At 41.7% G+C, this 13,618-nt stretch carries 14 protein-coding genes; all 14 read right to left on the reverse strand.

The window, feature by feature from the left end:
- Nucleotides 1-15: 15 nt before the first annotated feature.
- Nucleotides 16-690, reverse strand: coding sequence for a lysozyme family protein (locus tag NR125_RS01280; RefSeq protein WP_009330429.1), 675 nt, complete (start codon nucleotides 688-690; stop codon nucleotides 16-18).
- Between the two features lie 249 nt (nucleotides 691-939).
- On the reverse strand, nucleotides 940-1,833 hold the full coding sequence (locus NR125_RS01285) for an NAD(P)-dependent oxidoreductase (protein ID WP_009330430.1): 894 nt from the start codon (nucleotides 1,831-1,833) through the stop codon (nucleotides 940-942).
- Nucleotides 1,830-2,591 carry a hydroxypyruvate isomerase family protein gene (locus NR125_RS01290; protein ID WP_009330431.1) on the reverse strand — a complete coding sequence of 254 codons (762 nt, stop codon included), beginning with the start codon at nucleotides 2,589-2,591 and terminating at the stop codon, nucleotides 1,830-1,832. Before NR125_RS01290 ends, NR125_RS01285 begins: the two co-directional genes overlap by 4 nt.
- 201 nt (nucleotides 2,592-2,792) lie before the next feature.
- On the reverse strand, nucleotides 2,793-3,671 hold the full coding sequence (locus NR125_RS01295) for an MBL fold metallo-hydrolase (RefSeq protein WP_009330432.1): 879 nt from the start codon (nucleotides 3,669-3,671) through the stop codon (nucleotides 2,793-2,795).
- A gap of 111 nt (nucleotides 3,672-3,782) precedes the next feature.
- Complete coding sequence (locus NR125_RS01300; protein ID WP_009330433.1) at nucleotides 3,783-5,393, reverse strand: glycoside hydrolase family 43 protein; 1,611 nt, start codon at nucleotides 5,391-5,393, stop codon at nucleotides 3,783-3,785.
- 28 nt (nucleotides 5,394-5,421) lie between these two features.
- A complete protein-coding gene (locus NR125_RS01305) occupies nucleotides 5,422-6,084 on the reverse strand; it encodes a YesL family protein (protein ID WP_009330434.1) in 663 nt (220 codons plus the stop codon).
- A 27-nt stretch (nucleotides 6,085-6,111) separates the two neighbouring features.
- Nucleotides 6,112-7,011: a carbohydrate ABC transporter permease gene (locus NR125_RS01310; protein ID WP_009330435.1), complete on the reverse strand. Its 900-nt coding sequence runs from the start codon at nucleotides 7,009-7,011 to the stop codon at nucleotides 6,112-6,114.
- 18 nt (nucleotides 7,012-7,029) lie between these two features.
- Nucleotides 7,030-7,905 carry a carbohydrate ABC transporter permease gene (locus NR125_RS01315; protein WP_009330436.1) on the reverse strand — a complete coding sequence of 292 codons (876 nt, stop codon included), beginning with the start codon at nucleotides 7,903-7,905 and terminating at the stop codon, nucleotides 7,030-7,032.
- Nucleotides 7,906-7,982: 77 nt separating this feature from the next.
- Nucleotides 7,983-9,296, reverse strand: coding sequence for an extracellular solute-binding protein (locus tag NR125_RS01320; protein WP_009330437.1), 1,314 nt, complete (start codon nucleotides 9,294-9,296; stop codon nucleotides 7,983-7,985).
- Nucleotides 9,297-9,397: 101 nt separating this feature from the next.
- Nucleotides 9,398-10,189, reverse strand: coding sequence for a response regulator transcription factor (locus tag NR125_RS01325; protein ID WP_009330438.1), 792 nt, complete (start codon nucleotides 10,187-10,189; stop codon nucleotides 9,398-9,400).
- Nucleotides 10,158-11,942, reverse strand: coding sequence for a sensor histidine kinase (locus NR125_RS01330; RefSeq protein WP_019382762.1), 1,785 nt, complete (start codon nucleotides 11,940-11,942; stop codon nucleotides 10,158-10,160). The genes NR125_RS01325 and NR125_RS01330 overlap by 32 nt, the downstream gene beginning before the upstream one ends.
- Before the next feature lie 196 nt (nucleotides 11,943-12,138).
- Entirely contained in the window at nucleotides 12,139-12,612 is a 474-nt protein-coding gene (locus tag NR125_RS01335) for a RidA family protein (protein WP_009330440.1), read from the reverse strand.
- A 302-nt stretch (nucleotides 12,613-12,914) separates the two neighbouring features.
- On the reverse strand, nucleotides 12,915-13,265 hold the full coding sequence (locus tag NR125_RS01340) for a 2Fe-2S iron-sulfur cluster-binding protein (RefSeq protein WP_009330441.1): 351 nt from the start codon (nucleotides 13,263-13,265) through the stop codon (nucleotides 12,915-12,917).
- 106 nt (nucleotides 13,266-13,371) lie between these two features.
- Nucleotides 13,372-13,542, reverse strand: a complete 171-nt coding sequence (locus NR125_RS01345; protein WP_157380155.1) for a hypothetical protein — start codon at nucleotides 13,540-13,542, stop codon at nucleotides 13,372-13,374.
- Nucleotides 13,543-13,618: the final 76 nt, after the last annotated feature.

Below are 13,618 nucleotides of genomic sequence, written 5' to 3' on the forward strand. Positions count from 1 at the left end.
ATATTATTATGTTTTTTACCATACTGATTTAAATTCTCCGGATTTTCCTGTGTCACTTGCTGTAAGTATCTCAATATTTTCGGTTACCTTTGTTGTATAAGTAAAATCCCCATAACAGTATGGATAGCGGAAATTATTCTTGTCGCCTCCGCAATTATAAATTTCCGGATTTTTTTCGGCCTGTTTGAGTGAGAATTCTTTCGCGATTTCTTCACTGTGTTTTCCGCCCTGATCTGCAACAAAGTCAATATATCCGATTCCCATATTGTAGGCCTGGATAACGGCAGGGAAGTCTACATTTTTCTGACTGCCATAATTTAGTGCTTTCTGAAAGTGTTTAACACCCTGCTTAATGCTTTGTTCCGGATCCTGAATGGAATTCGGGGGCAATCCAGCTGATTCCGAAGCCTGCATCGGGTCCCCGCCCTTCCCTTTGCTTTCCTGCTGCATGATCGCGGCTAATACGAGAGTATATTCTTCAAGGTTAACTTCCTTCAATTCCTTCTGAAGGATCGGCGTATAATTCTGAACATCCCTTGACACCGTATTAGGCAGTAAGGATACCGCTGTTTCCTTAATATTAAGCTGCTTGAATTGATCAAATAAGACAAAAATCAGAACCAAAAAAAATAACAGGAATGCTACATTTGATCTGCGTTTTGTACGCTTTTTGCTTTTTTTGCGTTTCATTGCTGCTCTCCCGGTTTCTCTATTATTTCAGATTATCATTATAGCAGAAAATACTGATATTTTAATAGGAATAGCTCCTTTAGAGAAGACCGGAAGAAGGTTTTTCGGAAAGTTCGGTTTTTATCATTGGTTTTTATCTGCCTGAATTTTGGTTTAACCCAGCATTTAAATTATATCGGTCAGTTTGCTTACACCGGCTTTCTGCTATACATACCAAATGAAGTAACTGAGCCTTCCTGTCTCCGCTGATTATTTCTTCCTCTTCACCATAATTCCGGCCTCTTCCTCAAGAGGCTTAATGACTGCCGACATATCCTGATCGCCATGGCCTTGCTCAGCGGCTGTCTGGAATGCTTTTTCAGCCAGTTGCCCGGTAAATTGGTTTAAGCCGGCTTCCTGTAAAAGCTGGTTGGCAAGCCGGACATCCTTGTGGACATATTTCACAGCCCCTCCTGGTGTGAAGTGGCGATCGAATACGTATTGTTCCATATGCCTGCGCAGGATTCTGCTGTCGCCATAGCTTGTCTCCAGCACTTTTAAGAGCTGTTCGGAATCCAGCCCATAAGCAGATCCGGCTACCATTGCCTCTGATGCAGCCAGAGAGTGAACAGCAACAAGATACTGATTAATCAGCTTGGCAATGCTGCCTGAACCCGAAGGTCCCAGATATTCTATGGTGTCACCGAGCATCTCCAGTACCGGCTTAACTTTTTGAAAAGCCACTTTTCCGCCGCCTGCCATGATCGTTAATGTCCCGCTTTCTGCTCCTTCAGGACCTCCGCTAACCGGACAATCCAGATAACTGATCTTTTTTGCATCTGTCATCTCAAAGATAGTTTTACTCGTGTCTGCCCCTACCGATGTGAAGTCAACGCATATCGTTCCAAGCTTGGCACTTTGAATGATTCCCTCTTTACCTGTATAGACGTTCAGCACATCGTCTGGCATAGAAAGACAGGTACACACGACTTGACATTGGCTGGCCAGATTGCTGATCGTTTCCGAATAAAAGGCACCCAGATCAATAAGGGGCTGTGCTTTTTCAATTGTCCGATTATGAACGATGACGTGAAAGCCATTGCCCAGGAGGCGCTTGGCCATCCGCGAGCCCATTACTCCTGTTCCAATAAATCCAATCTTCATGATATCACCCCTTTCTGCCAGGCAAAACTCTCTTCACTTCTGCCTTGCGGATTATATTCAAGACCAATTAAGCCTCGATAGTGTTTACTCAAATATTGAAGAATATCGGTATAATTCATTTCACCTGTCCCTGGCTGCTGTCTGCCCGGATGGTCAGCAATTTGCACATGCGAAACCAGCTCAGCGTATTTTTGATACATGGAAAGAGAATGGCCATAAATTCTTTCAATATGGTAAAAGTCGAATTGAAGCTTCACATTCGGCAAAGCGACACGATGGATTATGTCTGATGCCTGCTGGATATCATTTAAGAAATAGCCAGGCATGTCGAATGGGTTGATAGGCTCAATTAATAGGGTTATCTCATGCCTAGACATTGCAGTGCCCGCATAAAGGAGATTTTCTATAAATACTTCCAGATTATTGTCTGGGTGTATCCCCGCCATACAATGTATCTTTTTAACTCCAAGGCCATTTGCATAACGGATCCCCCTTTCAACTGATTTTCTAAATTCCTCTATACGTACGGGGTCTGCTGCCAGGCCACGGTCCCCTTTTTCCCATTGACCTGGCGGCAGGTTAATTAAGTCCATCGATAACTGATTTTGCTTAAGCTCTGCTTTGATTTCTTCTATTGTAAATGTATATGGAAACTGGCACTCCACATAAACAAAACCAGCTTCACGGGCTTTTTTAAACCGCTCCAAAAAAGGAACTTCTGTAAAAACGGTTGAAAGATTAACAGAATATCTATTCATGATAGCCTCCTGGAATAGGGTTATTGTTAATAAAATGGTCTTTTCTCATAGATTGTTGTTTTTGGTTTTGAAATCAGCGGGGAGGACGTAAGCCTCCCGCTGGAGTCAAGTGACCTCAGCTCCAATCAACTCAGCAAATTAAACGAAGGTATTTAGAAAGAAGGAGACTTCACAAAAATAGCCTTTAAAACATGCAGAACTTTAAATATCTGATCCTGTTGAAGGCCCTTTTAGTTCATAGCCATTTGCAAAGTACTGTATCGTTTCTAGCTCATTGCCATTCAGTTCACGATTGACACTGGATTGATAGGCATTCTTCATTTCTTCCATTTGTCCTTCGAATTCTTCTGTTAGTCTTGCTGCCTTCCTGAGCATGGCCGTTTCCACCTGGTACTCTGCCTTTGAGATGGCCGTCCCGTGGGACAAAATATATGTATCTGCATCAAACTGTTCCAGTGCATCCAATAGCTGAAGGACACAGTCTGCCGTGTAATTCCATTTACTTGCGTAAAGATTCGCGTAAATCGCATCGCCGAGAAATAATATTTTTTCTTCTTTTATATATACCACCACCGAGTCTGGAGAATGGTCCCCGCCGACTCTTTGCAGTTGGCAGCTCACACCGCCAAGATCGATTTCAAGAATATTCTCAAAAGTGATATCTGGAAGTTTAACCTTAATGCTTCGATCATTACCATACTCGTTCTTAATAGCGCTCGCGCAAAATTCTATTTCGATTCCGCTTTTCACACGTTCATCCAATGCCTCATCTGTCCATTGGTAAGGGATTAGCTTTTCCATTTCAGCTTTGGTGAGATTAGAAGCAATAGATGGAATATCCAGTGCAGGCAGGCCGAAAATATGATCCCAGTGCCAATGAGTCAGGACCACCATCCTCGGTGAAGGTATTCGTAGTTTCTCCAGCTCGCTTAAAAACAATTGAGCATGTGCTTCAGAATTGCCTGCATCAATCATCAAAGTCATTCGATCCCCGACCACAGCCCCTAAAATAGGACGGTCAGTTTCTGAAACAGGAGTTTGATACCAAACCCTGTGCTTAAGTTTTTCTAAAGTTTGCATAAAATCCTCCCTCCGATTCTTTTGTACATTAATTCGTTAAAAGTGAATAGAATCCTTTTTCTCTATTATATAGAAAAAACTGCTCAATACTTGAGCAGCCCCATTTTATGATTAAGATTCGCCTTTATAAACAAAGTAATCAAAATCGGCAAATTGATTTTGGCCGGAAGTGTCCTGACATTGCATGCCGACGAATGCACCTGTAAAAAAACCGCCGCCCTTTATGTAATCATCCGATAATTTATGGGATTGGAAAGGAACTGCAAGTTCTGTCCAGTTCTCACCGTCGAATGAATAAGAATAATTATATTCATGGATATGGACATTTACACGAAGGTAAACATATTTCACTTCTGCCGGGATTTCAATTTCACTCCCTTTTAACGGCTGGGAGAAAGTAAAATTATCGCATGACACCAATTCCAGGATTCGTCCTTTATCTTCATCCCAGCTGACCTGGCATGACGTCCAGTTTTCAGTATTATAATAATTAACGAGACCGGCAGATTGCTGGAAGGTTTCGGGCTCAAATGCCACCTTTGTTTCAGCAGTAAAAGAAAAGTGCTGCCATCTTCTCGCTATGAAGGCCTGTGTAAATTTGGATGTTAAGCTTTCTTTCCCATATAACCGAAGATGGCCAGGGTTATCCTTCAAAGAAACAATATTCTCACCGAGCGGAATCCTTAAATTCTGGAAATGCAGGTTTAGGGTTTCACTATCAAAATCGTCTTTTTCCGGAAAATCTCTTCCCCACTTTACTTCCTTAATCTTTGGCCCTTCTATTTCAAGGGCAGGCTCGTTCCCGCCAGTTACATAAGGCCAGTCATTCTTCCATTCCAGCCTTTGTATGGCAGTCTCCCTTCCAAGAGGACAATAACCGCGCGGGTCAAGTAAAGGATGACCCTCTCTTGTTAAGGGGCGTCCTGTAAGATGGACAAGAAACCACTCATCTGTGTGAGTTTTTACCATTGAAGCGTGACCTGCCTTTTGCAGAGGGTTCCTCGGTGACCCGAAAGATGAAATGAGCGGATTTTCAGGGTGTACTTCATATGGCCCCCTTATGTTCTTTGATCTCGCAATGGTGGCCTGATGATCATATTTAGTTCCGCCTTCAGCAGTCAGCAAATAATAATAACCATTGATTTTATACAAATGCGGAGCTTCTGTCAGTTTGATATCAGTCCCCTTGAAGATGACCTCCGCTTTCCCTTTCAGCTTTTGCTTCTGTACGTCATATTCCTGCAAAGCGATTCCGTAAAAGTTGTGATGGCCGGCACGGTGATCCCACACCATGTTGACCAAATATTTTTTTCCGTCCTCATCATGGAACATAGAAGGGTCAAAGCCTGAACTATTTAAATACACAGGATCAGACCATTCCCCTTCTACGCTTTCACATACTGAAAGGTAATTATGGCAATCCTTCCACTGGCCATCCACCACTTTTACATCCGTATAAATAAGCCAGAACCGGCCATCGTGATAGGATAAAGCAGGTGCCCAAATCCCGCCTGAATCCGGACTTCCTGTCATATTCAGCTGGCTTATCCGGTTTAATGGCCTTGCAGCCAGACGCCAATTTTTCAGATCCTTAGAATGATAGATTCCAACACCGGGAAACCACTCAAAAGTGGAAACAGCAATATAATAATCTTCTCCCACCCGGCAAATGCTCGGATCAGGATTAAATCCTGTTAAAATCGGATTGCGTATAAGTGCCATTTGACCATACCTTTCATTTTATTATTCCTTAAATATGTCTGCTTAAGCCCGAATGCCTGAACTGTTCAAGCTGCCGGTGCTTTTGCCTCGCTTCAATTTTCCTAAAACTGTACATTCCCCCATACATCAAAATCCATGTAATGGAAACAGCGCTAAAGAAGGGAATAAATGCAGGACTGTACAAAAGCAGAAAAATGATGGATCCGGCAGAGGCTGCTATGATCAGGGTAAGATGCAGGTTAAGGATCCCAAGTAAACATGAATTTTTTATATATTCGCTAACTCTTAAATCGTAATGTACATAAACCGGAAAAAGATACATCAGAGTAATGAAATAAAGAGCTGATATAATAAGCAGCAGTACGAAAAACATCAGCTGCAGAACCCCTTCTAAGCCATTTACAAAATGCAAATCCAAAAGAATGAACCCCGCGCAGATGACAAGTATGAAACCAAGCAAATTAGATTTAGTAAATTCCTTTTTATAGATTGATAGGAAAGTATCCCAAACAGGCACTTCTGTCTCTTTCATCTGCCACTTGCGGACGATAGTGAATAGGGATACGGTTGCAGGCATGAAGCCAAATACGATTAGCCCCGCCATCGTAAATAACAGCCAGAGCAAGTTAACATAAGCAAGCTTCATGATCCATTCACATATTGTAAATAGCTTGCCCAGCGTACTTTGCATGTTTATCACCTCCTCTGCTTTGGATGATTAGCCTTTAACGGAGCCAGATGCTATCCCCTCAACGATGCGATTGCTTAATATCAGAAAGGCAATTAATATTGGCAGGATGCTGATGACCAGTGTGGCACCTATAGCACCCCAATCCGTAGTATACTGGCCAATGAAATTCTGGATTCCAACTGTAAGTGTCTTAAAGCTATCCGAACTGATAAATGTATTCACAAATACAAATTCATTCCAGTTGTAAATCATATTAATAATCGCAGCCGTTGCCATTACCGGCATCGTCATAGGCAGTGTGATTTTAAAGAAAATATGATGGATGGATGCACCATCCATGACTGCTGCTTCTTCTACCTCCCTTGGCAAAGCTTCATAGAAGCCCAGCAAAATCATAATGGTGATTGGAAGGTTGAAAGCTGTGTAAGTTAGAATAATGGAAAGCGGATTATCAATCAGATTGATATTGGTAAAAGTGCTGAATAAAGGGATCAATGTTGAATGGACCGGTATCATTAAACCGACCATAAACAGTCCCAGCACCAGCCTGCTGCCTTTCCAATGCATTCTCGTAATGGCAAAGGTAACCATGCTGGCTAAAACAACAGTCAGAATGACAGCTGCAAGGGTGTACGTTACACTATTTATAAAATAGAGGCTGATGTTTCCTTCCGTCCAAACCTTTGCGTAATTTTCCCATTTAGGGTTTTCCGGCAATGAGAATGGAGACATATTGAATACTTCCTGGCTGCTTTTCAGGGAAAAAAGAAATAGCCAGATAATCGGGAAAATCTGAAACATGGCGACAAGAACCAGGAACACATACATGATGCCATATGCTAAACGGTTCACAATCGGTTTTGAGACAAGCTTTGTGTCCAGTCCATTTCCTATGCGCGGGGCGCCATCAGGTTTTACTGTTTCCATACATTTTCCTCCCTTCCATTAATAGATATCTTTATTAGCAGCTGTAAATCTGCGGATGATGTAAGTAACAACAAGACAAATGACCAGCAGGAAAAATCCGATGGCACTCGCATATCCAAAGTCAAAACCCTTAAATGCTTTCTGATACATATAAGACGCCATTACTTCGCTTGCTCCATTCGGACCGCCTCCGGTCATGACATAGATCAGGTCAAAGTATTTCAGCGAGCCTACGACTGCTAGAACAATTGTTACTTTAATTACATTCATAATCAAAGGGAGCTTTATTTTAAGGGCAATCTGCAAGGGAGAAGCCCCATCAATTCTTGCTGCTTCAACAAGTGATTCAGGAATATTTTTTAATGCTGCATAATAAATGAGAATGTAAAAACCGGCGTATTGCCATATAATTGGTATAATGATGGCATAGAGTGCGAGATTGGCATCCGCTAGCCATGCAGGCGGATCTTCAATGCCGATAGCTACTAACACTGTGTTCAGCATGCCATTTGAAGGGTGGTATATCTTCATCCAAAGCTGTGCAATTGCGACTGATGCCAGCAGCATGGGGATCAGGTATATCTTCCTTAATAAATCTGCACCTTTGATTTTACTGGCGAGGATAATGGAAATGAACAAGTAACCGATCAGACTTAATGCAGAAAACAGGGCCAGCGAAAAGGAATGCAATGCACTTTTCCAAAAGAGTGCATCTTTCATCAGTACCTTGTAATTCTTTAGGCCGATGAAATCCATTTCTCCAATGCCATTCCATTTCATTAAACCATAGTAGCCTGTCTGTATAATCGGCACATAGATCAGCGCAAGGACCAGGAAAAGGGCAGGTGTGATGTACAGTGCGATGACTTTTTTATTGGAAAGCACTTTATTCATTTCATTTCAGCTCCTTCCTGTTAGAATTAGAAAGGATATACCCTAACAGCAGATATATCCTTTTTTCGGGAAGGCCGTTAATTCCCTTCCTCAGCCTTAAGAGCCTCTTCATGCTGTTTGGCATAATCAGCTGGTTTTACTTCATTGCCGAACAGTGATTGGATAAGGTTTAAATGTGTTTCTGCAACCGAAGCACTCATTTGGACATCAGCAAATAAGGTTAAGCTGCTGGCTTTATTTAACTCATTTAAAACATCAATATACAGTTCCGGAAGATCCACTTTACCGGTATCAACCTTCGTGGCAGGAATTACACCCGCTTTTTCAACAGATTGCTCTCCCCATTTTTCAACAAAGAACTTTACAAATTCTTTTGATTCATCTTTAACCTTTGAATTCTCAGCTACGAATAACCCTACTCCCGGGCCGCCCACCCAGCTGTCGATATTTCCTTTGCCTCCGTCAACGGTCGGGAATTTAAAGAATCCAACGTTTTCCCTGAAATCCTGCGGAATTTCTTCATTCGTCGTAAAATTAGGGAGCTCCCAGGTTCCCATTAGATACATTGCAGCATTGCCGTTCAGGAACTCAGCCTTTCCTTCGTCATTTGAAAGTCCATTATAGCCTTTATTAAATGCGTTCTCTTTGACAAGGTTTTGAACTTCTTCAGCAGCTGATACCAGTGCCGGATCTTCGAACGAACCAGAGCGGTCAATGGCTTTATTAAGAACTTCAGCCCCGCCAATTCGGTCTGCCAGGTACATGTACCACAAGGACCCTGTCCAGCGGTCTTTATTTCCAAGTGCAATCGGGGCAACCCCGTTGTCTGTCAATGTCTTAACAGCATTTTCAAACTCACTGTAAGTGTGGGGTACATCAAGATCATATTTCTCAAAAATTTCTTTATTGTAGTAAATAGGTGCAATGTTCAGCTCAAGAGGCAAACCATAGGTTTTTCCATCGAGAGCGTAGGCTTCCGTAGTCCCGCTTACAAAAGATTCCTTCAAACCATCATTCAGTACATCATCCAGCTCTGCAAATAGATTGCCTTTCACAAATGGGGTCATATATCCGGCTGCCCAGGTAAACCCTACATCCGGCAATTCATTAGAAGATGAAAGAACTTTGATTTTATTTTTGTACTGTTCATTTTCCAGAACTTCGACTTCAATTTTCACATCTTCATGCTCGGTTTCATATTGTTCAATAATATCTGTAACAATCTGATTTTGCTGCTTGGAGCTTCCTGCCGGCCATAAGTGCATGAATTTAATGGTTTTTTTGGAACCGTTTTCACCACTGGCCGTATCGGTGTTTCCGCTGCATCCTGCGAGCGCAGCTGCCAGGATCAGCACTGCAATAAGTATAAATGAATGCGCTTTCTTAAGCATTTTCCTAACCCCCTATTTCTTAATTATTCTAACAATTCTAATGATAACACCACTAAAAAATCGCGGTAAGGTAACCGCGATTGGGAAAAATTCCACTATTTTTAGATGGGAGTTTCATCAAGTTCGGTCAGCTTCCGGTATTTGCTTGGGGTCACACCTTCCGAGTCTTTAAAAAGTTTAATAAAGTACTTGGCTGTTTGATACCCGGCCTGCCGGGCCACTTCATCTATTGGCAAATCCGTGGTTATGAGCAGCTTTTTCGCCAATTGCAGTCTTTTTCTTTTCAAATATTCACTAAAGGTAATGCTTGTCTGCTCTTTAAACATCGCACTAAAATAACTGGCATTCAGATGCGCTGCATCAGCGACTTCTTTGAGAGAAATTTGTTCCGGAAGGTTTTCGTTCACATAAGCAATGGCCTGTTTGACAGATGAATTTACATACTCTTTTTTTGCTTCCAGCTCAAGCAGGCCTTGATCTGCGACTTTTTCCAAATAATCTGCCCTGACCATATGTTCTTCCGTTTCAAGGGCTTCTTCAATTGCCTTTATAAGACTTTCCTTCCGCAGTGGTTTGACCAGATAGTTGAGAACACCAAGCCGGATGGCTTCCTGGGCATATTCAAAATCAGGATAGCCTGAAATTATCATGACAGCCGGCTTGTATCCTTGGTTTCTGATGTTTTTCAGCAGTGCCAAACCAGTCATTTCTGGCATGCATATATCTGTAATAAGCAGGTTCACTCTGGTCCTCTGGAATAACTCTAAAGCTTCCTGTCCATCAGCTGCGCTTAGAATCTCAAGTCTCCCTGCTGACCATCCTTCCAGTGTCTTTTTCAGCCCCTGTCTTGTTGTCTCTTCATCATCCACTATTAAGATTATCTTTGTATTCACCTTTATTTCCCTCCCCCGCAGGTATTACGAACACAACTTTAGTGCCTGAACCCAACTCACTTTCCAGATGAAGACCGCCAAGGGAATAGGCATCATAATAAAGGCTGAGCCTTTTGTTTACGTTTGTCAGCGCCATCCCAATCCCTTTAAATGAAGAAACATTCTCTTTTTTTATCTCCTCGTTTAACTGATGAAGCTCTATCTGATCAATCCCCGGGCCGTTATCCTGCACCGTGATTTTGACCGAGTCCCCACCGGCTGATTCTTCTAATTTGATAAGGACAGTTCCTTGTATTCTCTTATTTTCAATTCCATGCTGTATAGCATTTTCAACTAATGGCTGTATAATCAGTTTTGGTATTTTCACACCAAGGAGCTTGGGCGGTGCAGCAATTTTCCATAACAGTCTTTCGCCAAGCCGCATTTTCATTAGGCGCATATACCGTTCAATATGATCAAGTTCATCATGTATGGTAACCCATTCAGCAGATCTGCGATTCCCGATTGTATATCGGAAAAGTTCAGACATTGAAATGACAATCTCAGCCAATTCCTCTTCCTCTTTCTCCTCCAGGGACCAGTAAAGTGCGTTTAGAGTGTTGTAAAGAAAATGCGGATCAATTTGGGCCTGCAGTGCCTTCAGCTCCGTTCGGGACCGAAGCAATTCTTTTTCATAAACAACCTGTATTAAGTGGTTGGTCCTTTCAACCATTTTATTGTAGGTGTTATTTAATTCAATAAATTCAAGTGAGGAATTACTCTCAGGATTCAGTTTTAATTCATCCATTTTGGCATTTTTCATTGTATTAGTCAGTTTTTTAATCGGTCTGGTGATCATGGTGGCAAGCACTATGGAGGAAATGACAAATAAAAAGAATCCAATGGAAACTGCTAAAATGATTACTGCTCGAACTTTCGTAACGCCCTGCAGCAGAAAACTCATCGGCTTCAGGATGACAAAAGTCCAGCCTGTCAGAGCTGACTTTTCAGTAACAGCCATATATTCCTGATCACGGATCATAATCGATTTTTCCTCTTGCTGGATAATGCTTTTTATGTCGAGTCCATAATCATAAGTAATGGGTGTTAAGTCGCGATCGAGAAGCATCATATAATCGTTTTGTCCGTTTTCTTCACTATTGCCCTGAACCTGAAAATAACTGTTGGAAATACGGACGACAAGATAACCGCCATTCGAGAACCAGCGATCCATAAGACTGACTCTCCGTATGGCTGCAGAATAGCTGGTGTTTCCCTTATCCTTCCCAGTCCAAACAAGCTTCCCCTTTTCCTTGTCAGCGGCCTTCACCCACTTTGAATCGATTACTTTAAAAATATTTTTCCCATCGAATGGATAAATCCTTTTGCCTTCTGCATTATACAGTTCAATTGAAGATATTCCATCTGAGTAGGCATATGTATTATTGATGATTTTTATCAGGGATTCCAATTTTCCATAATCCATGCTTTCCCCTTCAAGCATCTTTAGCAGCATTTGCTGAACAGTGCTATTGGTCATGAGCTGATTAGTCAGAGTATCAATCTGTTTATAAAGCGTTTCCATTCTGCCGTTGGCTTCTGCAGCGGTTTGCTGAACCTGGCGTTCCGCATTTTGCCTGAAAAAGCCGCCTAATTGGTCATAGACAACGAGTGAAACAAATGCCAGGACAAACAGCATGACGCTTAAAAACACTGCTAAAATCTGGTTTCGCAGTGTATTGAATTTTTTTAAAGAAGAAAGAAAACTCTTCATATGAATCACCTATTCTCAGGTTATCTTATATATTTATTTAAATATAGCAGATTTAAAGCTGGATAACATGAAAACCCTTACATTAATTTATTTGGGCTTACATCCTCCATTCTCCTTTTTGAAAGTATGCTAGCATTTTATTTATGGAGAATAAATAGAAAAACTGCTCAATACCTGAGCAGCCCTTGTTCGGAAGTTATTCTATTTCAACGATCATTTCAATTTCTACAGGGGCTCCGCCTGGAAGGGAGGCAAGCCCCACAGCTTTGCGGGCATGTCCATTTTCCTTGCCGAAAATGTCATGAAGCAAATCTGATGCAGCATTAATGACTAAAGGATGATTTTTAAAGCTGCTTGTTGAGGCAACGTATCCATCCATTTTGATGATTCTTTTTACTTTATTTAAATCTCCAATGATCCCTTTAAGGGCTGACAGCAAATTCAGCGTACAAATTCTTGCTGCATCCTTTGCTTCCTCGATTGAGATATCTTCCCCGACAATTCCTGCATATTTTTGCGCGCCATTTACCCTGGGTGTTTGTCCGGATAAAAAGACTGTATTGCCCGAGATAACGCCCGGTTCGAAAGGCATTCGGATATCAGCCAATACAGGGAGCTGGATATTCAGCTCTTCCAGTCTTTCTTCAATTCCCTTTTTTACCCCTTCCATCACTATGCCTCCTGGGAAACACTTTGTTTTAATGAAGAATATAGTTGTTTAGTGAATTTAAATGAGCGGTGAGTATAATAGACTTTGGCGAAAGCTTGATTTTCACAAAGTGAGCATTTGATTTCATATGGAGCTTTTCGAATATGAGGAGTTTTTAATATTTGCATGGCTTCTTTTAAATGTGTGCTGCAAACCCACATAATGTCACCTTCTTCTATTTTTTTGGGATTCTATATACTATTACATTCTGTAATGGGCAAATGACGTTATTTCATCCATTACAGAATGCAGTATTCGCAATCTCATTTTCCTGTTGTAACGGTTTGCTTTAATTTATCCGGCTTTCTCTTTTTCACCTGATCTGTAACTTCATCGTCCCATGAAATGGTGATATCCCCGTCTGTAACGAATGTCTGGCAGCCTAAACGATAGCCTTTCCCCAGCCACTCTTCTCCCAGCTTCCTTCTTTCCTGGATTTTTACGTTGTCCAGGTATTCTGCTCCTTCTTCAGTTTTAAAAACACAAGTACCGCAAATTCCTCCGCCGCAGCGATTTGGCAGATCTCCATCATAGCGGAGCGACATTCTTAATATATTAGAATCCTCAGGCACTTCCAGAGTTTTGTTGCTATTGACAAAATGGATGTTTGGCATGATTGAATTCCTCCCTGTGGTTTCGTTTCTTAGTTCTTGGTATACAATATACCATATAAATAATATTCAGACAATACTAAACTTTTAAATATTTTATTTTAAGTTATTACTCTAATCCCGTAACTGCAGCACTGCTTTGCCCTTGACCCTTATGCATTTTCCATAGTCGACATTCTTTGAACATATCCCCATTGGTTTCTTCTCCCTCTAAAGAAATGGCCAGTTCGGACTGATTTCTTCCTCTTCTGTCCCGAAGGTGGCCCAAGTTCGGACTCACGCCCTCCGGTTTCTTCCTCTACTGTCCGAAGGTCGCCCAAGTTCGAACATTATTCCTATGGTTCCTTGCTCTCCTG

Source organism: Cytobacillus sp. Bac17, assembly GCF_024519925.1.
Lineage (GTDB): Bacteria > Bacillota > Bacilli > Bacillales > Cytobacillaceae > Cytobacillus > Cytobacillus pseudoceanisediminis.